The organism is Anaeromicropila populeti (assembly GCF_900112775.1).
GTDB lineage: Bacteria > Bacillota > Clostridia > Lachnospirales > Lachnospiraceae > Anaeromicropila_A > Anaeromicropila_A populeti.
Window position 1 is genome coordinate 130,032 of record NZ_FOYZ01000004.1, and the last position, 26,770, is coordinate 156,801.

A 26,770-nucleotide genomic window follows, 5' to 3' on the forward strand; every position below is an offset into this window, starting at 1 on the left:
CCTACAATTTTGTAGGATTTAGAAAGGTGATTGTAAAAGTAGAACCATGACCTAAGGTGCTATCAACCTCGATTGTACCGCTGTGTGCTTCAATAATTGCTTTTGCAAGCGGCAATCCAAGCCCAATGCCTTGCGTGTCTTTAGAAAAACGGCTGCGGTAAAATCTCTTAAAAATATGTGGTAAATCTTCGGGGTGAATGCCACTTCCATTATCTTTGATAACGACTTGAACAACAGACGCAAATTGTTTCCAGCCAATATAAATTTTATTATCCCTTTGCGTATGGTCTAAAGCATTTTTCACAAAATTACTAATTGCTTCTACCAACCAATGTCGGTCACATAAAAATGTAATATCATTATTGCCAGATAAGACAATTTTCTTGCCCTCCTGTTTTGCACGAAAGGCAAATTGTTGGGCCATGCTATTCATCATTACAGATATACTTTCTTCCGATTTTTCTATTAAGATCGTGCCAGAGTCAAGTTTTGTGATGTTCAAAAGATTCTGTATCAATGTTTCTATTCGGTCAAGTGCTTGCTCTGAAAGAGTAGTAAATTCCTTGATAGTGGGATAATCCTTTGCTTCCTCCTGCATAATACCATTGTAGACATTTAGTGCAGCAAGGGGAGTTTTCAACTGGTGGGAAATATCAGAAATTGTATCTTTCAAAAAGTGTTTTGATTTTTCTTCATTTTCAGCGTGGGCGTTCAAAATTGAAACCAAGGAATTAACTTCATGGAATAGTCTGTATAATTCGCCCTCATCATCACATTCAATTCGCGCACTTTGATTGCCGGAAATATATTCTTTGATTTGCTCGGCTGCGTTTTCCATGATTTCATTTTGCACTTTGAAATAACTGTAACCCTGTATCAATACAGCTACACTCATACATACGGAACAAAACAATATAAAAAATGCGGCATATTCAAATCTCAAAATAATAGAAATTATGGAAAGTATGACAAATGTCATCATAAGTAGCAGTGCGAAACAAAAAAGTTTTTTAATATTTCTATTTACTAATATTTTCATTATACACCTCATTCACCAATATTCCATTTGTACCCCATACGTCTAACAGTCACTATTTTTTGAGGTTCACCCGGATTGTCCTCAATTTTGGTACGCAGTCTACGGATATATACAGTCAGAGTGTTGTTGTCAATGTAGTTTTCATTGCAATCCCATAACGTGCTTAAAATCTGTTCTGCCGAAAGAACAATGTCGGGATTTTCCATGAACAGACACAACAATTTGTATTCGCTTGCTGTTAAGTCAAGCTGTTCCCCATTCTTATTTACTTTGCCTTTTAGCAGTTGTACTTTTATATTATTGGAATTTAATTCCGTATTAGCTTGATTAAAATTATCGCTTCTGCGAAGCAGAGCATTTATTCTGGATAGAAATACTGCAAGCTTGAAAGGCTTCGTCATGTAATCGTCGCCGCCTATATCTAAGCCCATGATAATATTTGCCTCCTCATCAGCTGCCGTAAGAAACATAATTGGTATTTTTGATGTTTCACGGATTTTTTTGCACAAATCATAGCCAGAGCCGTCGGGAAGCGATACGTCCAAAATCACCAAATCATAGTTTCCCTTTTCCCATAGTACTTTTGCCTCAAGACTTGTGCGGGCAATATCAATATCATACCCTTGCTTTTTCATTGCAAAGGATAAACCACTAATTAAACTTAAATCATCTTCAACAAAGAAAATGTGTTTCATTTGTTTTTACCGTCCTTTATTTTTTGAGAGAGTGCCGTCCGTCAGCAGGCTTTTCTACATCTTTTGGTATCATCCATGCACGATCAAATTTCAGCGTACCTACGATACGATTATCTTCACATAATTTTTGAATTTGCCGTTCCGATATGATCCATTTTTCAGAGGCGGCTTTCACAGAAAGAATATTCGGATATAAATAAAAGCTTCTTCGATATCTGAAGAAGCTTTTATAGACATAATACATCATACCATAAGTTGGAAATATAGTCTAGCAATTTTTTTGATACGCAGTACAATGAGATTACCGGTTAAAAAGGAACATATTGACGAAATGAAAAGCTGGGGTAAGGGGAGGTTAAAGATTTGGGAGCAGCAGGTTGCTGCTAATTTCCCTTCTGGAGCAAGAATACTAGATATAGGCTGTGGATTGGGAAGGGAGGCGTTTGCACTATATAATCAGGGATTTGAAGTGGATGGGCTGGATATTTCCAAAGATGTAGCGGATAAAGCAAACGAAGAAGCGGTGATGTGTGATAGTAGAGTGAGATTTTATCCATATATTGAACATGTGATTTATTGGGAGACATTTTCACTGGAAGAACTTGAGAATTATGCAAAGCAGACAGGGTATGATATTGTAATGAGTGGAGAAGGCGAGATATATGTACCAGAAGATGGTATTGTATTATATTGCCTGTGCAGGTTAAAGTAAATGGAACGTAATAATTATTAACAAAAAAGGATGTACGATGTGCACAAGAAAAAGATTGGAAGAAGTTGCAAAGGCTGTTGTACAAAAGCCTTTTATGGATTATTAGAGAATAATGACACCAATATTCAACCTATAATAGATTTATTTCCAAAATGGAATGTAAAAGAAGCGGATAAAAATTGGTGTGCAGCCTTTGTTTATTATTGTTGCCTCTTAATCATAGGAGGTAATCCACCATTAGTAGAGCAGATTCTCCTATTATAGTCATTTTAGATGTATCATAGCGACCATATAAAAGTTCTTCCTTAAGTCTTGCCCACATACTTTCACAGCGTGCATTATCATGACATCTTCCAACAGAGGAAATGAGTTTAAAAATAAAATAATGGATGAGGTTCTAAATGCCTTTCAAATAAAACGCTCCTTAAGCCAAAAAGGGTGTCCATATGATAATGCAGTTGCAGAAGCAGGGTATAAGATTATAAAGACAGAATTTGCATTGAAAAGAGTTTTTAGCAATTTAGAGAAACTGAAAAGAGAACTAAGTGATTATGTAAAAATTGTATAAAATAGTGTGTCAATTTTTATTGTACAGCATCAGAGTGTCTGAAAATATAAAATTGCACAAATGCTCAGTTTTGGTAGGCTAAGGTGAACGTCAACTTAACCACGTATTTGAAAAAACATGTTAGATAGTATAATAGTTACTGTTCTGAGAATGTCTTTCTATTCTTACAAAGTGTGGCTGCATGAATTAAAAATTTTTAAAGAATTTATTATATTCCGGTTGATATTTATGATAAGTATAAACCTATATTAGAGGAAATCATAAATATCATAGCTTTGGATATCATGGAAGCATGAAGTATCCTCTCAAGCCTCATTTACTCAGGCCTTATTTAGAAATGTTTGCTGGGAAAGTTGAGTAAATTAAGAAAATAAAAAAGTAGAAAAAAGTTTTTGCGGAATGTGACCAGATTCATCATTAGACCGTCTATATATGTGAAGGCAAAAAATAATATTACAAAATGGAAAACAATTCGGATACGGATAACAGAAAGGACGAAATTATTATGATGATGAAAAAGGTTATAGAACAAGAAATATTAGAGAACGTTAGTGATGAAAATGTAGGAGATTGGGAAAATAATCAGGGATGTTTGAAGATCTTGAAGGAAACACTGAAATTACAGGTATGAAGCAGCTTCTTGATGCAAACGACAAAAACATGGAAGGGGGCTGGTCATATAACCAGGGGGATGTAGTTTTTGATAAAAATGAAGATGTAAAGCGTGCATTTGATAAAGCGACTGATGGTCTTGTCGGATCTGATTATGAGCCTATTTTTTATATTGGAAGTCAAGTCAAAACAGGCAATAATTATGCAATATTCTGTTCGGTTGCTCCTGTTGTACCTGATGCTGAAAAAAACTTCTGCATAGCATATATTTCAGTGAATTTTGATGGAAGCGCAGAACTGACAGACGACGTAGAGGTAGATCTTACTGCAGAGGATGAAAATTCAAAGGAAACCACAGAGGAACAAATTCCCAATCCTTTTACTGAAGTGTCTACACTCGCAGAGACCCGTGCTATGACTGGATTTGAAATGGAAATTCCAGATACTGAAAAACCTTATACTAAGATAGTTATTACAGTAATTGACGGAAACATGATAGAAGTAGCTTATATCACTGAAGATGACGCTGATAGGGGATATTATATCCGTAAGGCTGAAGGCGCAGAAAATGTCAGCGGTGATGCCAATGAATATGCACAGACTGAAATTGAGCAGGTGGGAGATACTGATGTTACTTTGAAGGGTGAAGATAGCAGCTGGTCAGTAGCAGCATGGTCTTCGGATGGATATACTTATGCAATCGGCTGTCAAAATCATCCGATGACAAAAGAACAGATACTTAAAAGGGAACAATTCTTAGGACATCTAATATTCTACAAATGGCGCTGATGCTGATTAAATTTTAAGCATAGTACATTTGTATCGTACTAAAAGTTGGAATTAAAGTCTAGTAATTTTTTTGATATGCAGTACAATGGAATTACTGGTATAAAGGATCCTAATTCAAGGAGGTTATTAATGAATTCAAAGGTATCAGTGTGGTATGGAAAAAGGACCATATTGACGAGATGAAAGGCTGGGATAAGGGAAAGTTAAAAATTTGGGAGCAGCGGGTTGCTAATAATTTTCCAGTCGGGGCAAAAATACTTGATATAGGTAGTGGAATGGGAATGCAAACGGGTGTTAAAACCAGAAGGACTATTGAGCTACTCAGGACATTCCCTGCAATATCTTAGAGAGCATCATAATAACTGTCTTGATAATGATAAATTCTATCCATACTTAGTGCACGATATTTACTGGGAGACATTTTCACTTGAAAAACTAGAGAATTATACAAAACAAGCACGGTATGATATTGTGATAAGTGGAGAAGGTGAGATATACATACCAGAATATGAAATTGTATTATACTGCTTAAGCCGGGTGAGGTGAATGCAAATGATAAAAGGGTTCTTTCTAATGTTAGCTGCTTTGCTATGCTTTAAAGATATATTCAAATCAGAGAAACACAGCGCAAAGCATTTCTTGATAGGGACATTATATTAAAGGAAGATGGATAGTTCGTTATTATTTTAAATTAGGCCGATTAGCTTACCACAGCAGTGCACCAGACGGTAATTAGAGGTATTTTGTTGGTCCAGAAGTGAAAAGGCGAGAAAAACAATTAATTAATAAAGGAGGAAAAGTAAATGAATAACTACGAAGAAGGATTAAAATTAATTGAAGAAAAGTTCGGAAATGGCAAAGACAATGTTATTTCTCTTGCAACAATTGCGAGGGAGCCAGGCGCTAACGGAATGTCCCGCCCAGTTGTCCGTAGTGTGGACGCTTATTATGAAGAGGGCACATTTTATATTGTAACACATGGAAAATCAAACAAAATGCAGCAAATTTCACAAAATTCGGAGGTTTCGGTCGCGGGTTGTTTAGAGATGTTCACTGCTAATGGAGTAGGTGAAAACCTCGGTTGGGTGCTTGATCCAAAAAATGCAGAAATAAGATCTAAACTCCGTACAGCTTTTGCTGAATGGTACGATATGGCAAATAATGAAAAGGATGAAAACTGTTGCATTTTAGCAATCCATCTCACTAAGGGAACATTAAACATTAACCATTGGGAAAAACTATACCATATGGATTTTGTGAATAAGACTGATATGGAAAATGGGGGTATTTATTAATCAGTGAAGTTTTTGCTCTTAAACAATTAAACATAAGTACAAAAAAGTCTTATGAAAGGCTATAAGGTGAAATGCTTTGTAGTCTTTTTTATTTCCTAATGGAGGTGAGGGTACAGCGTGGTGACGATTCAATTGATAAGTGTCTTGAGTTGTTCCGCAAGCAAAATTGTGTAGTAGAAAAACAGTGGGAAGCAGCTAAAAACTTGAACCACTTCTATACACAATAATATGACGGAGGATGAACTGCCTAAGATGTGAAATTTATTTGTGCAAAAATAAGAAATAAATTTTGATAGACTAAGAGTACTACTAAGATATGTGAATGTGTAGGGTTATTGGCAGCAATAGATATCATTGAAAAAATAGATACAAAAGATTATAATAAACATGACATATAGTTGACGTGTTTTAGATGATATACTAATTATAAATTGAGGAAATGTAATGAAAATAGATAGGCTAATTGGAATTTTATCTATATTGCTTCAGAATAAGGTTGTGACAGCACCTTATTTGGCAGAAAAGTTTGAGGTGTCCAGACGAACTATAAATCGTGATATTGAGGATTTATGCAAGGCTGGCATACCGATTGTAACAAAGCAAGGAGTAAATGGCGGTATTTCCATAATGGATAACTATAAGCTGGAACGTACTCTTCTTACCAATGCAGAAATGCAGGATATTCTGGCTGGACTTAGAAGCCTTGACAGCATCAATGGTACAAATCGTTATGGGCAGTTGATGGAAAAATTGGCGGTTGGTACATCTGACTTTATGTCGGGAAATCAGTCTGTTTTAATCGACTTATCCTCATGGTATAAAGATTCCCTTGCTCCCAAAATTGAACTTATAAGAAACGCAATTGATACTTGCAAAGAATTGGAATTTCAATACTATGCTCCACAAGGAGAAAGCGACAGATGTATTCAGCCGTACTATCTTATATTTCGCTGGTCTAGTTGGTATGTATGGGGATGGTGCAAATCAAGAGAGGATTTTCGGCTGTTTAAGCTGAACCGATTAGATAATCTTCAAGTATTAAAATCTGTATTTACAAAGCAAGACGCCCCGTTGCCAGATTTGTCAAATGAACGCATATTTTGTGGAGGTATTCAAGTGAAAGCACTCTTTGATAAAGGCTGTAAATGGCGCTTGGTTGAAGAATTTGGTCCATGCTGTTTTGAAGAACAGGATAATGGAAAATTGCTTTTTCATGCAGATTATACAGATAAGGAAAAACTTATTACATGGCTTTTGACCTTCAGGGAACAGGTTGAACTTTTAGAGCCTAAGAATATAAAAAATGAAATACAGAAAATTATTGAAAAGATGAAAGAGAGGTATTCGTAAAATGAAATTAGACGGTTTTGGAATCATGGTGGATGATATGGCAACAATGATTCGTTTTTACCGAGATGTGCTTGGATTTGAAATTAAAGAGGAAGAAAACACCTCAAATGTTTATTTGGAGAAGGACGGTACGCTTTTTCTACTTTATAGGAAATCTGATTTTGAGAAAATGACAGGCAAAAGTTTTGCATATGTAAACGGTTTAAATGGTCATTATGAAATTGCACTGTCCGTTGCCAGTTACGCGGCTGTAGACAGAGTATTTGAAACAGTGACGAAATTAGGAGCACAGGCTGTAATGCCGCCGACAACTGAGCCGTGGGGACAGAGAACGTGCTACATTGCTGATCCAGAAGGTAATTTAATAGAAATCGGGTCTATTACGGAGTGATAATGGCAATCTGCGCAAAAAAGAAGAAAGGACAATACTATGGCATTTGATTTTAAGAAAGAATATAAAGAATTTTATATTCCAAAGAACAAGCCAGCGGTAGTAAGTATTCCAAAAGCAAATTATGTAGCTGTTCGAGGCAAAGGAAATCCAAATGAAGAAGGTGGAGCATATAAGCAGGCAGTTAGTGTACTGTATGCTGTTGCATATACTTTGAAAATGAGCTATAAAACAGATTATAAGATTGAGGGTTTTTATGAATATGTTGTTCCTCCGCTTGAAGGTTTTTGGTGGCAAGATAATATCAAAGGTGTAAATTATTCTAATAAAGATACTTTTAATTGGATTTCGGTTATTAGATTACCTGATTTTGTAACAAGAGAGAATTTTGAATGGGCAGTGCAAACAGCTACAAGGAAGAAAAAACTTGATTGCTCATCTGCTGAATATTTTACTGTCGAGGAAGGATTGTGTGTCCAGATTATGCACGTTGGCTCATTTGACGATGAACCAACTACAGTTGCAATCATGGATGAGTTCCTTGCTGATAATGGTTACGAGAGTGATTTAAGTGATGTAAGATTACATCATGAAATCTATATGTCGGATGCCAGAAAGGTTGCTCCTGAAAAATGGAAAACTGTCATCAGACATCCAATTAAGAAGAAATGATGAGATGGCTAGAAGATATAAAAGAATTAAATAATAATGGGTTTTATTATTGCCCAAATGTTAATTTGAAAGAACAACTTTTATTTGCCTGTGGTAGCTATTATGACGGTACTGGTGACCTACAAACGCACTTTATTGGTATTGTTCATCGTCATAATGATGTGGAAGATAAACTTGTCGCTGCACCTGAAGGAATAAACTTTACTCATAAGGAAATCACAGAAGCCATACATTTTCAGGAACAATATTACGAGAGTGAAATAGAAGTTATTTGTTTCAATGAATACTTTTTCTAAGTACGATAAATTAGATTATGATAGGAAAATATTTTGAAATATGAATAAAATATATAAACAGTAACGATGAGATATTATCGGAAAGAATTAAAAAACTAAATTTTAAGTGGCACATCAACTACTAAGAAATGCAGAAAAATAATGCAGATCCTAGTCATCATAAATCTTTATCGTTAGAATAAAAACTGGCTGCTCCCATATATCAAAAGTTAATCTTTTAAATATAAGAGAATGCCAGCTTTTTAATTATAAATAAAGTAACTTATAACATATTTGTTATAGGTCAGTCGGTATTATTGAACAAGTACTCCATCATAATATACTTGTACTACTGGATTAGTAAGTGTTCCATAAGTAGACCAATCCGTTTTTGCAAAACGTAAATTAATTGTTAATGCACCAGTTCCAACTGCAAGTTGTGTATTGCTATTAACTGCAAGAGTTAATTTGCCATTACTTATACTACCTGTTATTGCACTATTCATTGAAACATAGTATGGGGATACATTAAGCTGTAGTGCCGCGTGATCAATCCATACGCTTTGAGCTGCTGTGCTAAATCCAGTTGCTGTATACACAATTGATACTTTGGATAAATCAATTGTTCCGCCTTCAGCTGATATACTATAAGACTGACCAATGGAATTTCCATTGTTGTTGGTTGTTACTGTAACTACAGGTTTTGCACCAACCACAGGAGTAGGAGTCACCACAGGAGTAGGAGTCACAACAGGGGTAGGAGTCACAACAGGAGTAGGAGTCACCACAGGGGTAGGAGTCACCACAGGAGTAGGAGTCACAACAGGAGTAGGAGTCACCACAGGAGTAGGAGTCACCACAGGAGTAGGAGTTACCACAGGAGTAGGAGTCACTACAGGAGTAGGAGTTACCACAGGAGTAGGAGTCACAACAGGAGTAGGAGTCACTACAGGAGTAGGAGTCACTACAGGAGTAGGTGTTGCAGCGCCACTCTTTAAGTTTGGCAGTTCATCTAACGTAATGACATAATCACTTTGATAAAGTGTAGTTAAAGTGATAGGGTTATTATACGAAGAACTCATAATAAAATCACCATACCAAGGACAGAAGTACAGCCAGGCAGATTTTTCCTCTTTAAGGTTTTGAACGCTTGGAATTGTATCATTTTCAGTCATTGCAACCATTTTTTGACCATTAGTCAAGGTAACCATCTTGTAGAAGATAGATGAGATAGGATCTTCGTTTGGGCCACTAGTTAAACCGTCATTGCGGTTATAAACTGTATTATATTTATCGAATCCTACGATGTCAACCTTGTCGTCACCAGGATACCAAGAAGGTGAAGTGCTGTAATTATAACTATTGTAGGTCCAGATTATATTATGTAAACCGTAGGTCTCAGTCAGTTGGGTATAAAGTAGATTCCAAAGCTGCTTATAAACTTCTGCACCTGCTGAACCCCACCAGAACCATGCACCTTCTCCGTTCAAGCCTCCATTACCTTCTGCTTCGTGGAAAGGACGTAAAATAATTGGAACATTGTTATTCTGTAAAATAAGCAGCTGCTGAGCTAAATCGTCAATTGCCTGCATCAAATATTCATATTCTTTTGTACCAGGTATTACAGCATTAGCAGTATTAAAGTTTGTTTCTGTTGGCTTATAAGTACATTCCTTCCAATCCACACTGTTTCCAAGTTCATAGGAAGTGAAATTTTTAGGTACATTAATATGCCAACAGCCAGCAGCAATACCATTTCTAGTATTAACCCAGTCAATCACACGGTTTGTTGTGCCATCTTCCCAACCGTATAATGGGTTGTAATTCATAAAGTCAAAGCCACGAATTGCTGGATATTTTCCTGTTAAATTGTATATCCAGTCAAATTCTAATTCAGGGTTACCATCATTTCCGCCACCATAAATTTCTTGTTGACCAGAAATAATATTATTACCATAAACCTGTGTCAAATAATTCATAAGAAGCTGAGTTTCTTCAGTTGACTGGCTGTCTGCCAATACAGGCTGAACTTCTAGACTAGGAACGTTTGGATAATCCACAGTAAAGGTGTCAAAGTATGCATATCCCCAGCCTGATTTGATTTGGATTGTATTACTGCCTTTGGTTAATTTTTGAGTTCCAAAGTCAAAATCAGCCCACTCAGTAGTGTATGGAAGCATAAAAGAGCCCTTGTTTATTCCGTTGATATACAGGTATTGTAATCTTCCATCTGGACTTAGCTCCTGCATATATCTAGTAGATACTGAGTAAATTCCTGTTTCTGGAACTGTTACGGTAAAAGTTAATGTGCCTGAACCCTGCATCCAAGCAAATCCTGATCCTGAGTAACCAGACTTAACTTGTCCGTAAATATTATTGGTTACCTGAAGATCTGATGATAATTCTGCATCTTCACATTCAATTGTGTACAGTTGTGTTGCGGCATTTACTTGTGCTGTTGGCATTATTGGTACTGTAATTAAACCAAGCAGTAAGGTAAGTGCAGTAAAAATTGTGCATGCTTTCTTTAGTGAACCTTTCATAATCATTCTCCTTTTTCTATTAGTATTATTGTTAATAATTACCAAAGGGGCATAAGTGTCCCTTTGAATATTATAGCGTATTTAACATATAATGTAAACGTTGACTCCATTTAATTATTACTTTTTACAATATGATATATAATTAAACAAAGAATTAGTTATAAAAATTTGAACAGAAAGAGATTACTATTTATACTAACAAACGTGAAAGGGTGCAAAGAGGCATATAAGGGAATGGCAGCATTAAGTAATAAAATAAAAAAATGTAAAAATGAAATTATGAAGATGTAAAAATTTATTAAAAATTTACGTGTGAATATAATGATAAACATAAATATATAAATTATGCCCAAAATTTTATAAAAAAAACTTGAATAATGAATTAAATATGATATATTAATTGTATATGATAAAAATTGTATAACAAGTATAATGAGGGGGAAAGATTCTAGTGGACAGTCCGATAATTACCAAAAAATATGTTAAGGGAAACCGCATAATTAAGAACATTCAAAAGCAAAGCAAAAAAAGTTATTCTAGGATAAAAGTCAAATTTCCAAAAGCATTTATAGGAAAGGTTGTTCAAGAAAGTGGATTTGTTGACTTAAGTGAAGAAAAACATAAGGATGGACAGAATATAAACACTAAGGAAGAAAGCTTATTAGATAGAATAAAGCAGAGTGGTCTTACTGGAATGAGCGGAAATGGTTTTTCAGTATATAAAAAATTAGAGGAAGTTATAAAATCAACTGCATCAGAGAAAGTGTTAATCATAAATGGAGCAGAGTGTGATCCTGGATTAATACACGATGAATGGCTTTTAAGAAATAGAATGGATGAAATTATTGAGGGCAGTAAAATAGTTTCTTCATTAATAAAAGCAAGAAAGGTATATTTAGCTGTAAAAATTGAAAATATAGGTCGAGTTTCAGGCATGGAAGTAAAAGTACTGCCTAATAAGTATCCAGTTGGTGCAGAAAAAGTGGTTATTAAGCATGTCCTAAATGTTGAGTTAAGCAGGGGAGAAATTCCTGTACATAAAGGTATTCTTGTTATGAATGTTCAGACAGTAATTGCAATAGGACAGATACAAAAGGGTACCTATCTGAATAATACCAGATATATAACAGCAGCAGATTGTACGAATGGAATAGCAAAGGCTGTTAGAGTTGATTATGGTATGAGTGTTGAAGAAGTTGCCGCTAAGGTGTTAGGAGAAAAAAAGGAGAAGAAGATTTACTTGGGTGGCGGTGTTATGGATGCACATTTGTTGAAAAATGGAGAAACCATAACAGAAACAATTAACTTTGTGGGATATGGTTCTGGAATTACATACAACAATGAAGCGAAATGTAGAAAATGTGGAGCGTGTTCAAGAAATTGTCCAATGGGCATTAAAGTAATAAAAATTGTTCGTCATTATGATAAGAAACTTAAACTGGATAAAGAAGCATTTTCTCCTGATTTGTGTCTGAAATGTGGAGCATGTTCTTTTGTATGTCCAGCAGGCAAGAATGTAATGTGGATTATGAATAAAATGAATGAATAGAAGAGGTTATGGCATGATCCTTTGGTTCGTAATTATTATTTAATTTTAAGTATACTACAACCATTGGTATCATGCTGTTTTATATGAAGATTTACTAAACGGTTAATGAATAGCTGGTTATTCAAGTTAAACTTGAATAATGAGAGAATAAACTAAAGAAAGAAATAGGTTGGTGGGGAATATGTACATGAACAATATTATGTGTACAATTGAGAATAATGTGAAAATGTACTCAGATAAAATAGCCATACAATGTGGTGATGAATGTTTAACATATGAAGAAGTTCAAAGAAAATATAATCATATTGCAATGCAGCTCATTCAAAATTCAAAGGCTGCTGCAAATGTAGTAATTTTTGTGGAAAAAGGAGCTGATTTGGTAATTTCAATTCTTGGAACTTTAAAGGCTGGATTCGTATTTATTCCAATTGATATTAATATGCCTAAAAAAAGAATTGAAATGATAATTAAGAAATCAGAACCAACATGGATTGTTACAAAGTGTGGTTTACTAGAGAATCTGAAAGCTGTAATTGCTGAATTAAAAAATGTGAAAGTATTAATCATTGAGGATGAATTAAAATTAATAGAAAATGTACACAATGAAAAATTAAGTTCATTTTCAATGGACATTGACAAAATGAATATACCTGTTAATAAGTATGCATACATATATTTTACATCTGGATCTACAGGAGAACCAAAAGGAGTATTAGGGAGAAGCAGAAGTTTAAAACACTTTATAGATTGGGAAATTAACGAGTTTAAATTAAATGAAAATGTTGTAGTGAGTCAATTAACCTCTCCATCATTCGATCCATTTCTAAGAGATATATTTGTACCACTATGTGCAGGAGGGAAACTCTGCATTCCACCTACACAGGACATTATTCTTGAACCTAAAAAATTGATTGATTGGATTGAGGTTTCTAAAGTTTCCGCAATACATATGGTGCCATCACTGTTTAGTATTATGACACAAAATATTGAGAGCATTAAAAAATTATCAACGCTTAATTATATTTTTTTAGCAGGAGAAATACTTCGTGGAAGTTGTGTAAAAGAATTTATTGAGAAGTTTGGAGATAGTATTCAGTTAGTTAATTTATATGGACCAACTGAGACTACACTCGCAAAAATGTTTTACCGCGTTCAGAGTTCGGACGTAAACAGAAGTATAATACCAGTTGGCAAGCCACTTTCTCAAACAGAAATACTTATTTTAGATGATAACATGGTGAAGTGTCCAGTTGGAAATATTGGGAACATATACATTCGAACACCATATATATCATCCGGTTACTATAAGGAAAAAGAACAAACCAGACAAGTATTTATTCAAAATCCATTTTCTTCAAATAGTCAGGATATCATCTATAAAACAGGAGATATTGGAAGGTGTTTAATTGATGGAAATGTTGAGGTATTAGGCAGAAAAGATAATCAAGTTAAGATAAGTGGAGTTCGTATTGAACTAAGTGAAATTGAAAATGCACTCTTAAATTATGAAAAGATTAACGATGTTGTGGTGGTAGCAAAAGAAAATGATCGACATGAAAAATACCTTATTGGATATTATATAGCTGACCAGGTAATCGATACATCAGAGCTTAAGGTATTTTTAAAAAGTTATATTCAAGAATTTATGATACCTAAATATTTTATGCAAGTAGACAAATTTCCCGTATTGCCTAGTGGGAAAATTAATAGAAGAGAACTTCCAGAGGTAAATGAAAAAGAATTTAATGCAAAAAATTTTGTTGCTCCACGCAATGAAATAGAAAAAGGCTTTGCAAAAATATGGGAATTAGTTCTTGACGTTGAAAGAGTTGGTATTGAAGATAATTTTTTTATGCTTGGCGGAAATTCTTTAAAGGCAATTAAAGCTTTTTCTATATTATCTGAAGAATATGAATTTAGTATTAATGATATATTTAAATATGGAAAAATTAGTGAAATAGTTAAGAGAAGCAAAAAAAAGAAAGTGGGTATTGCTGAAAAATTTCAGCAGCTTTATAAAATTTCCACAAATAGTTTGCTTGAACAGACTATAAGCAATGGTATGTCTGAGAAATTAGAAAAATATCGCAAAAAAGCGGAAAAGTATAAGGCGTATAAGAAGTTAGAAAAAAATAATTATAATAAAATTATATTAATGGGGGCTACCGGTTTTTTGGGTATAAACGTCCTAAATGCACTTTTAACGATGACAGATGCTTGTATTTACGTAATTATTAGAGGAAAGAGTTTGGAAGAAGCAAATGAGAGGCTGAAACAGAAGTTTAGTTTCTATTTTGAGGAGTGTGTATATAGGCAAAACATAAATCGTATTGTTGTATTCAATGGAGATTTAACAGAACAATATTTTGGATTAAATGAGAATGAATACAACAAACTGGCTGATAACATAGAATGTATTATTAACTGTGCGGCAAATGTAAGTCATTATGGTGATTACAGCAAGTTTTACAAGATAAATGTTGGCGGCGTAGAGAAATTGATTAAATTTGCAATGACGGGAAAGAATAAAGTTCTGAATCACATATCTACAACTGGTGTTGCAAGAGGAAAAGTAGAAGACAAAGATTTTGTTGTATACACAGAAGACGATTGTGACCTTGGACAAGTAATTGAATCACCATACAACCTTACAAAGCTTGAAGCAGAAAAAATTATTCATGATGCGCGAAAACAAGGGTTAAAGGCGAATATTATGCGTGTTGGAAATCTTGTGTTTAACACAGAAACTGGAAAATTCCAAGAGAACATTGAAGAGAGTGGACTGTATGCTTTGATAAAGGCATTTGTAAAAATAAAAGCATTTCCTAATATAGAGAATGGTGCTTTTGAGTTTTCTTATGTAAATTATGTTAGTCAGGCAATTGTTAATTTAGTGAATATAAAAAACTTAGAAAATGAAACCTATAATATTTTTAATAATCGTTATGATGGATTAGTCAAATTAGGGAAATACTTAATGAAGAGGGGGTATGATGTAGAAGTAGCAGAGATGAAATATTTTCTTGAAAATTTAGAAAAGTCTTATGCTAATCCTGATTTGAAGCCGTATGTTAATGAGATTCTATTGCATACAAGAATGCTGGAAGGTAAAAAGCAAACTGTATTTTATATGCTTGGAGAAAAAACGAATTACGTCTTAAAGAACTTAAATATGCAGTGGGCCGAATTTGATGAAGATTTAGCTTACAAAATGGTACGTAATTGCGAAATGCTAGGCTTTATAAACAAATAGTAATATATTTTTAAACAATAAAGGGGAATTTTGAAATGGAAAAAATTGACGGAGTTAACTTAACTGAAGGAAGTATATCCAAAAAAATTATTTCTTTTGCAATACCATTGCTGTTTGGGTACATACTTTATACAGGCTATAACATTGTAGATATGATATGGGTAGGAAATTTATTAGGTAAAGATGCGGTGGCAGCATCATCAGTTAGTTTTGTTTTAATCTATATTTTAATTTCATTAGCATCTGGAGCATCAACTGGAACGGCAGTACTAATTGCACGCTATTATGGTGCAAAGAAGTATGACAAAGTAGAAAAGGTTGCAAGCAATTCGTATTTTCTATCAATTATTATTAGTATTATTTTAACTGTTATTGGTTTGTGCAGTTATAACCTTGTGCTTAAATTTGTAAATGTAACTGGAAATATATTTAATTTAGCTTCAGGTTATTTAAGAATTTGTCTGTTTGGCTTTATATTTATGTATATGTTCTTCCTTGCCATAGCGATATTAAGGGGAATAGGGGATACCATGTCATCTTTAGTTTTTCTTGTTATCTCTTCTGTAGTGAACATTGTACTTGATCCATTTTTAATTAGTGGAATTGGTCCATTTAAGAAACTTGGATTAAATGGTGCGGCCTATGCAACAGTTATTGCACAAGCAATAGCAGTTGTTATCGGATTATTGTTTATAGGAAGAAAAAACAAACTGCTTAAGTTTGACCCTAGAAAATTTATTCCAGATAAGCAGATTATGATGGACTTAATTAAACTTAGTTTTCCAACTGCAATGCAACAGGTGTTGCTTTCAGTTGGTATAAGCATTGTTTCGTCGTATGTAAACAGTTTTGGAAAAGATGTAACAGCAGGCTATGGTGTTGCAACAAAGATTGACTCAATTGTGACCATGGTAGTTATGGCGTTGAGTGCAGCTACAACATCAATTACAGGTCAATTAATTGGGGCAAAGAAGGAAGAGAGAGTAAAAGAAGTGTTTCGAAGTGGAATTATAATATCTATAGTTCCAGCATTACTTGTTACAGTGTTATCTCTTTTGATACCAGAGCAAATACTATCTTTGTTTGTGCCAAATAAAGAGGTATTGGAGATTGGAGCATCTTATTTGAGAATTGTTAGCCTTGGATATATGGCAGTAACTGCTACATCTATACTTACAGGAATTTTTAGTGGTGCAGGAAAGACCTTTATGACAATGGTTTTTACAATTGTACAATTATGGTTAATTAGAATACCTATTACTTCAATTGCTTCAAAAACATCACTAAATTATAAAGGAATTTGGATTGCTATCTTAATTAGTAATGTCAGCGGGCTGATTATTAATATGATATTTTATTTTTGGGGCGGATGGAAGAAAACAACAGTAAAAAGTAAAAATATAGTACAGTAAGAAATATTATTGTGAGGGAAAACGGTAGTTAACAAATGTACGGAGGAAAATTATGAAAACAAGTAATTTAATTGCTCTTTTTATAAATAAGGCTGCGGAAGATAAAGGAATTATTACTTACATAAATGGAGAACTAGAAGAGAAGAGAGCTTCTATCAAAGAGCTATATAAGGAAGCTAAAGAACTTTTGCATGAACTTCAATTGAAAGGTATAAAGCCTGGGGATGAACTAGTATTTCAACTTGCTGATAATGAGTCCATGGTAAGAGCATTTTGGGCAAGTATATTAGGAGGAATTATTCCTATTCCATTACCTGTAGGAGTTGGAGAAGAGCAGCAAAGTAAAGTAACTAATATTTTAAAAACATTAACCCATCCCCATATACTTACAACTCAGATGGTATTAACAGGGTTACAAGGAACGCTTCAAGAGAATTTACAAGATAAGCGCTTTCAGAGTATTAATGACATTATTATATTAATGGATGATATTGTTCTAAATAATGAATCATGTGAAATATATCAAGCAGAGGCACAGGATGTGGCAATGATTCAATTTTCTTCAGGCTCAACAGGGATGCCAAAGGGTGTAGTTCTAACGCATGAAATGATTATTTCGGGTGTATTGGCAATGGAATCCAGAGCAGACAGAAATCCTGACGATGTAATGCTTACGTGGCTTCCGTTAAGTCATACAATGGGACTAATTGCAACACATATTTATCCTATATATTTTAATGTACCGCTTTATGTTATGCCTACAGAACTTTTTTTGAAAAATCCAATGTTATGGATGAAAAAGACAAGTGAGTATAAAGCCACAATGTTATTTGCCCCAAATTTTGCTCTAAATTATTTTGTATCTTTATTCAAAGAACAATATGCACAAGACTGGGATCTTTCAAGTGTAAAATTTATTATTAATGGTGGTGAACCTGTTGCAAAAGAAACCTGTGATATTTTTCTGAAGATGCTAGAGAAGTATGGAATGAAATCTTGTGTTATGACACCGTCCTATGGAATGTCTGAATCAGCATCTATTATTACGGTATCTGATATAAAACGGGGTTTTACTTATGTTAATTTAGATAGAGACAGCGTGATTATTGGACAACACGTAGAGGAAATTGATTTAAATAATATAGAAAATAGCAGTAAGAAGGTGACTTTTGTAAGCGTAGGTACCCAGGTTACCAATTGTATGGTTAAAATATATAATGACGAGGGCTTTGAATTAGGTGAAGATATTATAGGGAATATCTGGGTTAGAGGAGTTAACATTTTTAATGAGTATTACAAGCAGCCAGAAGAAACTAAGAATGCCTATTCAGCTGAGGGGTGGTTTAAGACAGGTGACGTTGGCTTTGTACGAGATGGAGAATTATTTATTACTGGAAGAGCAAAAGATATTATTTTTGTCAACGGTAAGAATTATTATCCTCATGATATTGAAGATGTGGCAGAAAAATCTGGATTAATACACCCAGGTACAGTTGCTGCATGTGGTGTGTATAATAGAGAAATTGGAACAGATGATATTATTATATTCATACAAACAAAACAGAACATAGAAGCATTCACTATAATGGCAGAGGGAATGAAAAAGTATTTAAGCAGGCAGATGGGATTAGAAATTGCAAATGTAGTTCCTATGGATATGTTTCCGCGAACAGCATCAGGAAAAATACAAAAATATAAGCTTGTTAGAATGTATGAAGATAATAATTTTGAATCAGTGCTTGGAGAAATGAAAAATCATATATGTTCGGATAGTGTACAGGCAACCTGTTTCAATGAATCTATTACACCTATGGAGCAGCAGCTTATTGAAATGTGCAAAGAAATAGTAACAAGCACTACTATTAATATCAAGGAAGGGCTTTTAGAAAACGGTTTTAATTCATTAAAAACTTCAATTTTGTGTGCAAGAATTTACAAGGAAAATAATGTAAATATATCTCTGGATGATGCGTTGAGGGCAAAAACATTAAAAGATATAGCATTAATGATAGAAAATAATACAAAATGCAGTTATCACGAAATAAAGAAGATAGCTCAACAAGATAGTTATACGCTTTCATCTTCTCAGAAGCGTATTTATATGTTGAGTCAGTTGGAGAGTAATAATACAAATTATAACCTTCCATATGCAATGCTAGTCCAGGGAAAAATAGATAAAAATAGATTGGAAAAAGCATTTCAGTCTATGATAGACAGACATGAAATATTAAGGACCACATTTGAGATGAAGAATGGTGAGCTGGTTCAGGTAGTTCATCCTTTTATGAATTTTACATTAAACCTTGTTAGTGCTGATGAGAAAGATGTGTCTTATTTGTTGAGCGACCTGGTTCTGCCATTTGTACTAAGTCAAGGGCCACTTATTAGAGCTGTCTTAATAGATTTAAATGAAGATAAAAAAATATTATTTATTGATATGCATCATATTATTTCAGATGGTACATCAATGGGTATTTTTAGAAGTGAATTGTTAAAGTTGTATTATCAAGAGAAGTTACTGCCTCTTGAGTTACAATATAAGGAATATGCTGTTTGGCAGAACGAAAGACTAAAGTCTGAAGAAATGAAATTACAAGAGTCATATTGGCTAAAACAATTCTCAGAAGAACCAGAAGCATTAAATCTGCCTACAGATTTCCCAAGACCATCTTTACAAAGTGTTGAAGGAAGCAGAGCTAGTTTTGTAATAGAAAATCATTTATCTAAGAAAATACATCAACTTGTTATAGACAAAAAGTCAACGTTGTATATGGTTTTACTGGCGGCATACAATGTACTTCTTTTCAAATATACAAATCAAAGTGAAATCATAGTTGGAACCCCGATTGCTGGAAGAACAAATACAGAAATTCAAAATGTAATGGGAATGTTTGTGAATACCTTAGCAATGAAAAATGCACCTTCCCAAAACAAAACGTTTTCTGAATTTTTACAGGAAGTAAAGGAGAATGCTTTCAAAGCGTATGAAAATCAAGAATATCAATTTGATATGTTAGTTGAAAAATTAAATATTGCTAGAGAGTTGAGCAAAAATCCTCTGTTCGACACTATGTTTATTGTACAAGATGTAAATAATGAGCTGATAACAACAAAGGATTTTACAATCATCCCTTATTCACTTGATAGAAAAACTTCATTATTTGATATTACAATTGAAGTAACAGATAGGGTTAGTGAAATTCATGTGGAGATAGAGTATTGTACCCAATTGTTTCAATTAGCTACAATAGAAAGATTGTTTACTCATTATATAAATATTTTAAACAGCATAACAGAAAACCCTTACCTTCTTTTAGCGGATGTAGCTATGGTAAATGAAGATGAAATAAGGACAATTAATCAATTTAATCATACAGAGTATAAAATTGACTTTAATGAAACAATTAATTCTCTATTCCAAAAACAAGCTATAAAGGCACCTAAAAATAAGGCAGTACTATATAACAACAGAACGGTTACTTATGAAGAATTAGATAAGAAATCAAACTCACTTGCCCGATACTTGAGAAAGCTGGGAATTGAAAAGGAAAGCCGAGTTGGGATTATTGGTGAACGTTCACCAGAGATTATAATAGGTGTACTGGGAATTATAAAGGCAGGTGCATCATTTGTACCGCTAAACTATACATATCCACAAGAAAACTTAAATTATATGCTTAAAGACTGTAATGCACAGTTTATTTTAAAATATCATTTTGAAAAAAACTTTCTAATTAAAGAAATAGACTTGGAATGCAAAGATATCTTTGAGGAAGACGATTCGCCAGTAGAGAACATAACAGATGGATCAAATTTGCTTTATACTATTTATACTTCTGGAACTACAGGAAAGCCAAAGGGCGCAATGATTGAACATAAAAATATAGTAAACCTTATTCAGTTTGAGTTTAATAATACAAACATTAATTTTGGCGGCAAAAGCCTGCAATTTACAACAATGAGCTTTGATGTCTGCTATCAGGAGATTTTCTCCACACTATTAAAAGGAGGGGAACTATATATTATTGACGAAGATAGTAAAAAGGATGTCAAAATACTATTTGATTTTATAAATGATAACAAGATAGAAACAGTATTTTTACCAACAGCATTCTTAAAGCTTATTATGAGTGATAAAAAATATTGTTCGGAAATCCCTTTATGCATAAAGCATATTGTAACAGCAGGAGAACAGCTCATCATATCAAAAGAGTTTATTAGTAGTTTAGAAAATCGGGATATTTATCTGCATAACCACTATGGACCTTCAGAAACTCATGTAGTTACAACAAAAACATTGCATAAGGAGGATATTCAATTAATACCGTCTATAGGAAACCCGATAGTCAATACTAAAATATATATTTTAGATGAAAAAATGAAACATAAAGGAATTGGAATACCAGGAGAATTATATATTGCAGGTGATTCGGTAGGACGCGGATATATAAATAATAGGGAATTGACAAAAGAGCGGTTTATTGATGATCCATTTTGTCCTGGCAGCAGAATGTATAAGACAGGGGATTTAGCGAGATGGCTGCCTAATGGTGAAATTTATTTTATGGGCAGGCTGGATCATCAGGTTAAAATCAGGGGATTCAGGGTAGAAGTTGGTGGTATTGAGACCCAGCTGGTGAAGCATAGTTCTATTAAAGATGCATGCGTTATTGTGAAAAAAAATGAACAGGGACTTAGCTATTTGTGTGCTTACATTGTGTGTACCTATCAAGTAGAAGAAACAGAAATTAGAGAGTACTTAGCGCAAGAATTACCTGATTATATGATACCATCCTATTTTGTTCAGTTAGATAAAATTCCATTAAATAGTCATGGAAAAGTTGACAGAAAATTATTACCAGAACCTGAGGTAAAAAGTAATAATAGTGCAGAATACTGTGGGCCAAAAAATGACTTAGAGCAAAAAGTTGGTGAGATATGGTGCAATGTACTAGGGGGAGAACAAATTAATGTAAATGGTAACTTTTTTGAGCAAAATGGAAATTCTTTAAGTGCGGTAACACTTGCATCTAAGTTAAATCAGGAATTGGGTGTAGAAATTCCATTAAAAGAAATATTTAGACATCCTACCATTAGAGAAATTTCTTGTTATATTAGCAAAGCAGAAAAAAATAGTCATAATGTTATTGAAACCTTATCTAAAACAATGTTTTACCCGGTATCATCAGCGCAAAAGAGAATTTTAATTTTAAGCAAGATAGAAGACCTAGGTATTCGGTATAATATGCCAGTTGTACTATCTCTTGCAGGAGAACTTAACGTGAGCGAATTGGAACATGCTTTTAATCAATTAATTCAGAGGCATGAGATTTTAAGAACAACATTTAGATTTATTTCAGATGAGCCAGTTCAAAAAGTTCACGATTTCTTACAATTAAAAATAGATTCTATAGAAGCAAAAGAAACAGAAATAAAAAAGTATTTAGAGGATTTTATTCAGCCCTTTAATCTTGCTGAATTACCATTAATGCGTATAAAATTGCTTAAACACAGTGAGCAAAAGTATACCATGTTACTTGATTTTCATCATATCATTATAGATGGATATTCCATGAGTATATTAATTAATGAATTAATGCAATTATATCAGGGGATAAGGTTGCCTGAATTACGGATTCAGTATAGTGAATTTTCATTTTGGCATAATAATTTACTAAAATCAGATATGGCTAAGAGTCAAGAAAAGTATTGGCTAAAAAAGCTGGAGAATTTTAAATATACAGAACTTCCTGTAGATAATGTATATACAAATTCAGAGATACTAGCTGGTAACAAAATTCAATATCTAGATACTGAATTAGCAAAGAATATTCAAAAATATTGTATTAAGAAAAAAATAACTAACTTTGTTTTTTATATCTCCATTTTAAATATTGTAATTAGTAAGGAAATTGGACAAAAGGATCTGAGTATTGGTATACCTATTGAGAATAGGAAAAATCAAGATCTGGAGAAGTTAATTGGGTTATTCTTAAATGTAATTATCATACGATCAAACATGGATACTTGTAGTACATTTGAAGAATACATAATGCTTATGAAGGACATAGTATTTGAGGCTCTAGATAATCAAGATTATCCTTATGACGAGTTATATTCTAAAATAAAACAAAATAAGGAATTTGCTCAAACAAATTTGTTTTCGTTATTTTTTAACTATTTACCATTTGATAGTTATGGTGAATTAACCTTTGATAAAATAAAGGTAATCCCAAATTCAGATTATGAAATTCTTCCAAAATATGATCTGACCTTTTATGTTAATGAGATGCAAGATGGGTTAAGAATGAATTTGGTATACAAGGCTAATTTATACAATAGTCATCGTATTGAGAGAATTTTAGTAAACTATGTTGGAGTGTGCAGCCAAGTAATAAATAATGAGCAGATTAAAATAGATGATATTTGTTTTATTGATACAATAGCTCAGCAATTTGATGAAAATGCAGTTTGCATGGAAGCGGAGTTTGATAATGATGATTTTATGCTGTAAAATACTAGTTTAGATAGGTGGAAAATGAAGATATTTGTTGTATCTGATATTCATGTGGATTATATTTCTAATCGAATGTGGATTAAAAAATTAGTAAATTATAATTTTAGTAAAGATATCTTAATTATTTCAGGAGATATATCCTCTAAAATAAATTTAATTGAGGAAGTATTTGTTTTTTTAAAAAAGGTATTTCATGAAGTATTTTTTGTTCCTGGAAATCATGATTTATGGTTAGAGAACCAAAAAATAAATACTGTAATTAAAAAATGGAACATCCTGAACAGTGTTGTAAGAAAAACGGGAGTACATATGGAAGCAAAGGACTTTGATGGTTTTTCAATTGTTCCAATTATGTCGTGGTATGACTTTTCGTTTGGCATGCCAAGTAAAGAGTTATATACAATCTGGAGGGATTTTATAGCATGCAATTTGAAAAATTATAATCAAATTCAAGATTTAAATCAGTATTGCTGTGAATTGAATGAAAAAATGATTTTTAATACAAACAACCGAATTATTTCATTTTCACATTTTGTACCTGACACCAGGCTATTGCCTACAAATAAATTAAAAAATCTTTCATTACTAGTTCCAGTAATGGGAAGTACATATATTAACCAGTATATAAAAAGGATAGAATCGATTAAGCATATTTACGGTCATGTTCATATTGCAGAAAATACGACTATTGAAGGAGTAAATTATATTAATAATTCATTTGGATATCCAATTGAAACTTTATTTACATTAAAAAAAATAATGTGTATTGATGAAATTGCATAAGAGAAAGGTGGTAATAAAATGAAAGCGTACGTTTTTCCAGGACAAGGCTCACAAACTGTAGGAATGGGAAAGGAGCTATTTGATGAATTTCCTAAAGTCACCGAAATAGCAGACAGAGTCTTAGGCTATTCTATAAAAGAACTGTGTTTAGAGGATAAGAATAATGTCCTTAATCAGACACAATATACTCAGCCAGCAATGTATGTGGTTAATGCACTATATTACTATAAAAAAATAAAGGATGCAGTGCAAAAACCAGATTATGTAGCAGGCCATAGTCTGGGTGAGTATAATGCATTACTTGCAGCAGGTGCATTTGATTTTGAAACTGGATTAAGGCTAGTAAAAAAAAGGGCAGAATTAATGCAAAAAGCAATTGGTGGAGGCATGGCTGCAATCATTGGAGTAACAAAGGATAGAGTTAATGAAATATTGGTAAAAAATAATTTGGATAGGATAGATATAGCAAATTGTAATACAGAACTTCAAACAGTTATATCAGGATATGAAAACGATATTGATGCATCAAAAAGCATTTTTGAACAGGTTCCTGGAATTTCTTATATAAAATTAAAAGTAAGTGGTGCATTTCATTCTAGATATATGGAAGATGCAAGCGAAGAGTTTAAAAATTTTATACAGGAAGCTAAAATAAATAATCTAGAGATACCAGTTATCTCTAATGTGAGTGGTGAGCTTTATAAAAATGGAGAAGTAAAAAATAATTTAATTAATCAGATAAAAAGTTCGGTTCAATGGAACAAGAGTATGATTTATTTGATGAATCAGAATTCTGATATAGAAATTGAACAAATAGGACCAGGCAATGCATTAGTTGGAATGACAAAGCGAATTAGGAGGGAATATGCCAGCCACCCTGAATATGCATTACAGGCTAAACAAGAGGCTGGAGAAAATCAAATAATTGGGAGTAAAAAAGCAACAGTATCAGAGAAGTTAGGCAGTGATAAGTTTAAGAAAGATTATAATTTAAAGTATGCATATATTGCTGGAGGAATGTATAGAGGAATTTCTTCGGAACAAATGGTCGTAAAAATGGCTAAAGCGGGCATGCTTGGTATATTTGGTTCAGGAGGCTTGGGGTACAAGCAGGTAGAACAGGCAATTCAGAAAATACAGAGTCAGTTGTCAAGTAATCAGTTATTCGGAATGAATTTTTTACAACGTCTAGATAATGAAGAGAAAGAAGTCGCAATCATTGATTTATTTTTGAAATATCATATTAAAGTTATTGAGGCATCTGGTTTTATTAAAATGACAAAAAGTTTAGTTAAGTATCGTGCCAAGGGATTGAAAAAAGACGTATTAGGAAATGTGGTTTCAGAACATAAAATTATTGCAAAAATGTCTCGGCCAGAAGTAGCAGAAATGTTTTTAAGTCCTGCTCCTGATAAATTGTTAGATAAACTTGTTGAACAGGGAGACATAACATCAGAAGAAGCATTATTAGCTGGAAAAATTCCTGTTGCCGATGATATTACTGTTGAGGGTGATTCGGGTGGACATACAGATCAAGGAATTACTTGTGTGCTGTTTCCAGCTATGGTTGCAACGCGAGACCGGTTAAAGAAACAATTTGGATATGAAAAAGACGTTAGAATTGGCCTGGCTGGAGGAATTGGAACGCCAATTTCTGCTGTAGCAGCTTTTGCTATGGGAGCAGATTATATAGTTACTGGCTCAATTAATCAATGTACAGTAGAAAGCAATACAAGTGAATTGGTAAAAAGTCTTTTGCAAGATATTAACGTTCAGGATACGGATTACACAATAGCTGGAGATATGTTTGAAATTGGTGCTAAAGTGCAAGTATTAAAAAAAGGTGTATTTTTCCCCGCAAGAGGAAATACGTTGTATGAATTATATAGACATAATAATTCTATAGATGACCTTGACGAAGATACTAAGCAAATGATTGAAAAGAGATATTTTAAAAAAAGTTTTAAAGAAGTTTATCAAGAAATGATAAGAAATCTTTCACAAGAAGAAATACAAAAAATTGAGGATAGTCCCAAGAAAAAAATGGCTCTAATATTTAAATGGTACTTTTCAAACAGTACTAGACTTGCAATGGAAGGAGAAGCAGAAGGAAAAATAGATTTTCAGGTACACTGTGGACCAGCATTAGGAGCCTTTAATCAATGGGTAAGAGGTACAGAATTAGAGGACTGGCGTAACCGGCATGTAGATCAAATTGCAATAAAAATTATGGATGAAGCATCTGAGCAGCTTGTGGAAAGGCTTAAAATGTTAATGAACTAATTAAGAATAAAAAATATAAGTGGGGAAAATGG

At 33.3% G+C, this 26,770-nt stretch carries 20 protein-coding genes and 2 pseudogenes; 17 read left to right on the forward strand and 5 right to left on the reverse strand.

From position 1 onward, the window contains the following. Position 1 precedes the first annotated feature (1 nt). The 3 genes from BM305_RS06340 to BM305_RS06350 are packed head-to-tail and all read right to left on the reverse strand — an operon-like array spanning position 2 to position 1,981. A complete protein-coding gene (locus tag BM305_RS06340) occupies positions 2–1,039 on the reverse strand; it encodes a sensor histidine kinase (RefSeq protein WP_092559860.1) in 1,038 nt (345 codons plus the stop codon). A gap of 8 nt (positions 1,040–1,047) precedes the next feature. Beyond that, positions 1,048–1,734: a response regulator transcription factor gene (locus BM305_RS06345; RefSeq protein WP_092559861.1), complete on the reverse strand. Its 687-nt coding sequence runs from the start codon at positions 1,732–1,734 to the stop codon at positions 1,048–1,050. Between the two features lie 16 nt (positions 1,735–1,750). Next, entirely contained in the window at positions 1,751–1,981 is a 231-nt protein-coding gene (locus BM305_RS06350; RefSeq protein WP_456297651.1) for a DNA-binding protein, read from the reverse strand. Between the two features lie 48 nt (positions 1,982–2,029). On the opposite strand from BM305_RS06350, the gene BM305_RS06355 reads away from it, so the two are divergent. After that, the gene (locus tag BM305_RS06355) at positions 2,030–2,446 is read left to right on the forward strand and encodes a class I SAM-dependent methyltransferase (protein WP_092559863.1); all 417 of its coding nucleotides are present in this window, start codon (positions 2,030–2,032) and stop codon (positions 2,444–2,446) included. Positions 2,447–2,646: 200 nt separating this feature from the next. On the opposite strand, the pseudogene BM305_RS19820 reads toward BM305_RS06355, so the two are convergent. Continuing rightward, positions 2,647–2,810: pseudogene (locus tag BM305_RS19820) on the reverse strand (IS3 family transposase); the annotation flags it as partial. Between BM305_RS19820 and BM305_RS06365 the strand changes: the two are divergent. The 10 genes and pseudogenes from BM305_RS06365 to BM305_RS06400 all read left to right on the forward strand — a co-directional run. Continuing rightward, positions 2,799–3,002 (forward strand): annotated as a pseudogene (locus tag BM305_RS06365) (IS3 family transposase); the annotation flags it as partial. The pseudogenes BM305_RS19820 and BM305_RS06365 sit on opposite strands and share 12 nt — an antisense overlap. Positions 3,003–3,474: 472 nt before the next feature. Further along, a complete protein-coding gene (locus BM305_RS18930; RefSeq protein ID WP_177214579.1) occupies positions 3,475–3,645 on the forward strand; it encodes a hypothetical protein in 171 nt (56 codons plus the stop codon). After that, positions 3,642–4,415 (forward strand): hypothetical protein, encoded by a 774-nt coding sequence (locus BM305_RS06370; RefSeq protein ID WP_177214580.1) that lies wholly within the window; start codon positions 3,642–3,644, stop codon positions 4,413–4,415. Before BM305_RS18930 ends, BM305_RS06370 begins: the two co-directional genes overlap by 4 nt. A 291-nt stretch (positions 4,416–4,706) precedes the next feature. Next, positions 4,707–4,961, forward strand: coding sequence for a hypothetical protein (locus BM305_RS06375; RefSeq protein ID WP_143099139.1), 255 nt, complete (start codon positions 4,707–4,709; stop codon positions 4,959–4,961). Positions 4,962–5,218: 257 nt separating this feature from the next. Then, on the forward strand, positions 5,219–5,710 hold the full coding sequence (locus tag BM305_RS06380; RefSeq protein ID WP_092559866.1) for a pyridoxamine 5-phosphate oxidase: 492 nt from the start codon (positions 5,219–5,221) through the stop codon (positions 5,708–5,710). Positions 5,711–5,808: 98 nt separating this feature from the next. After that, on the forward strand, positions 5,809–5,937 hold the full coding sequence (locus BM305_RS19610; protein WP_272481947.1) for a hypothetical protein: 129 nt from the start codon (positions 5,809–5,811) through the stop codon (positions 5,935–5,937). Between the two features lie 217 nt (positions 5,938–6,154). After that, positions 6,155–7,060, forward strand: a complete 906-nt coding sequence (locus BM305_RS06385; protein ID WP_092559867.1) for a helix-turn-helix transcriptional regulator — start codon at positions 6,155–6,157, stop codon at positions 7,058–7,060. Position 7,061: 1 nt separating this feature from the next. After that, positions 7,062–7,451 carry a VOC family protein gene (locus BM305_RS06390; RefSeq protein ID WP_092559868.1) on the forward strand — a complete coding sequence of 130 codons (390 nt, stop codon included), beginning with the start codon at positions 7,062–7,064 and terminating at the stop codon, positions 7,449–7,451. A gap of 39 nt (positions 7,452–7,490) precedes the next feature. Next, on the forward strand, positions 7,491–8,123 hold the full coding sequence (locus tag BM305_RS06395; RefSeq protein ID WP_092559869.1) for a GyrI-like domain-containing protein: 633 nt from the start codon (positions 7,491–7,493) through the stop codon (positions 8,121–8,123). Then, the gene (locus BM305_RS06400) at positions 8,120–8,419 is read left to right on the forward strand and encodes a hypothetical protein (RefSeq protein ID WP_207649460.1); all 300 of its coding nucleotides are present in this window, start codon (positions 8,120–8,122) and stop codon (positions 8,417–8,419) included. Before BM305_RS06395 ends, BM305_RS06400 begins: the two co-directional genes overlap by 4 nt. Before the next feature lie 293 nt (positions 8,420–8,712). Here BM305_RS06400 and BM305_RS06405 read toward each other — a convergent pair whose 3' ends face one another. Further along, a complete protein-coding gene (locus tag BM305_RS06405) occupies positions 8,713–10,941 on the reverse strand; it encodes a glycosyl hydrolase (protein WP_092559871.1) in 2,229 nt (742 codons plus the stop codon). A 451-nt stretch (positions 10,942–11,392) separates the two neighbouring features. Between BM305_RS06405 and BM305_RS06410 the strand changes: the two genes are divergently transcribed. The 6 genes from BM305_RS06410 (at position 11,393) to fabD (ending at position 26,738) form a co-directional block, all read left to right on the forward strand. After that, positions 11,393–12,490 carry a 4Fe-4S dicluster domain-containing protein gene (locus tag BM305_RS06410; RefSeq protein WP_092559872.1) on the forward strand — a complete coding sequence of 366 codons (1,098 nt, stop codon included), beginning with the start codon at positions 11,393–11,395 and terminating at the stop codon, positions 12,488–12,490. A 187-nt stretch (positions 12,491–12,677) separates the two neighbouring features. Beyond that, positions 12,678–15,743 (forward strand): amino acid adenylation domain-containing protein, encoded by a 3,066-nt coding sequence (locus BM305_RS06415; RefSeq protein ID WP_177214581.1) that lies wholly within the window; start codon positions 12,678–12,680, stop codon positions 15,741–15,743. Positions 15,744–15,778: 35 nt separating this feature from the next. Beyond that, positions 15,779–17,155 (forward strand): MATE family efflux transporter, encoded by a 1,377-nt coding sequence (locus BM305_RS06420; RefSeq protein ID WP_092559874.1) that lies wholly within the window; start codon positions 15,779–15,781, stop codon positions 17,153–17,155. Positions 17,156–17,207: 52 nt separating this feature from the next. Next, complete coding sequence (locus tag BM305_RS06425) at positions 17,208–23,669, forward strand: non-ribosomal peptide synthetase (RefSeq protein ID WP_092559875.1); 6,462 nt, start codon at positions 17,208–17,210, stop codon at positions 23,667–23,669. 24 nt (positions 23,670–23,693) lie between these two features. Then, complete coding sequence (locus BM305_RS06430; protein WP_092559876.1) at positions 23,694–24,455, forward strand: metallophosphoesterase; 762 nt, start codon at positions 23,694–23,696, stop codon at positions 24,453–24,455. Between the two features lie 18 nt (positions 24,456–24,473). Further along, positions 24,474–26,738, forward strand: a complete 2,265-nt coding sequence (gene fabD, locus BM305_RS06435; protein ID WP_092559877.1) for an ACP S-malonyltransferase — start codon at positions 24,474–24,476, stop codon at positions 26,736–26,738. The last annotated feature ends 32 nt before the right edge of the window (positions 26,739–26,770 follow it).

What these genes read in the sequence shown, in the direction of transcription:
- BM305_RS06340 (WP_092559860.1), bottom strand. Translation starts at nt 1,039, where the DNA reads ATGAAAATATTAGTAAATAGAAATATTAAAAAACTTTTTTGTTTCGCA.
- BM305_RS06345 (WP_092559861.1), bottom strand. Translation starts at nt 1,734, where the DNA reads ATGAAACACATTTTCTTTGTTGAAGATGATTTAAGTTTAATTAGTGGT.
- BM305_RS06350 (WP_456297651.1), bottom strand. Translation starts at nt 1,981, where the DNA reads ATGATGTATTATGTCTATAAAAGCTTCTTCAGATATCGAAGAAGCTTT.
- BM305_RS06355 (WP_092559863.1), top strand. Translation starts at nt 2,030, where the DNA reads ATGAGATTACCGGTTAAAAAGGAACATATTGACGAAATGAAAAGCTGG.
- BM305_RS18930 (WP_177214579.1), top strand. Translation starts at nt 3,475, where the DNA reads ATGGAAAACAATTCGGATACGGATAACAGAAAGGACGAAATTATTATG.
- BM305_RS06370 (WP_177214580.1), top strand. Translation starts at nt 3,642, where the DNA reads ATGAAGCAGCTTCTTGATGCAAACGACAAAAACATGGAAGGGGGCTGG.
- BM305_RS06380 (WP_092559866.1), top strand. Translation starts at nt 5,219, where the DNA reads ATGAATAACTACGAAGAAGGATTAAAATTAATTGAAGAAAAGTTCGGA.
- BM305_RS19610 (WP_272481947.1), top strand. Translation starts at nt 5,809, where the DNA reads ATGGAGGTGAGGGTACAGCGTGGTGACGATTCAATTGATAAGTGTCTT.
- BM305_RS06385 (WP_092559867.1), top strand. Translation starts at nt 6,155, where the DNA reads ATGAAAATAGATAGGCTAATTGGAATTTTATCTATATTGCTTCAGAAT.
- BM305_RS06390 (WP_092559868.1), top strand. Translation starts at nt 7,062, where the DNA reads ATGAAATTAGACGGTTTTGGAATCATGGTGGATGATATGGCAACAATG.
- BM305_RS06395 (WP_092559869.1), top strand. Translation starts at nt 7,491, where the DNA reads ATGGCATTTGATTTTAAGAAAGAATATAAAGAATTTTATATTCCAAAG.
- BM305_RS06400 (WP_207649460.1), top strand. Translation starts at nt 8,120, where the DNA reads ATGATGAGATGGCTAGAAGATATAAAAGAATTAAATAATAATGGGTTT.
- BM305_RS06405 (WP_092559871.1), bottom strand. Translation starts at nt 10,941, where the DNA reads ATGAAAGGTTCACTAAAGAAAGCATGCACAATTTTTACTGCACTTACC.
- BM305_RS06415 (WP_177214581.1), top strand. Translation starts at nt 12,678, where the DNA reads ATGAACAATATTATGTGTACAATTGAGAATAATGTGAAAATGTACTCA.
- BM305_RS06420 (WP_092559874.1), top strand. Translation starts at nt 15,779, where the DNA reads ATGGAAAAAATTGACGGAGTTAACTTAACTGAAGGAAGTATATCCAAA.
- BM305_RS06425 (WP_092559875.1), top strand. Translation starts at nt 17,208, where the DNA reads ATGAAAACAAGTAATTTAATTGCTCTTTTTATAAATAAGGCTGCGGAA.
- BM305_RS06430 (WP_092559876.1), top strand. Translation starts at nt 23,694, where the DNA reads ATGAAGATATTTGTTGTATCTGATATTCATGTGGATTATATTTCTAAT.
- fabD (WP_092559877.1), top strand. Translation starts at nt 24,474, where the DNA reads ATGAAAGCGTACGTTTTTCCAGGACAAGGCTCACAAACTGTAGGAATG.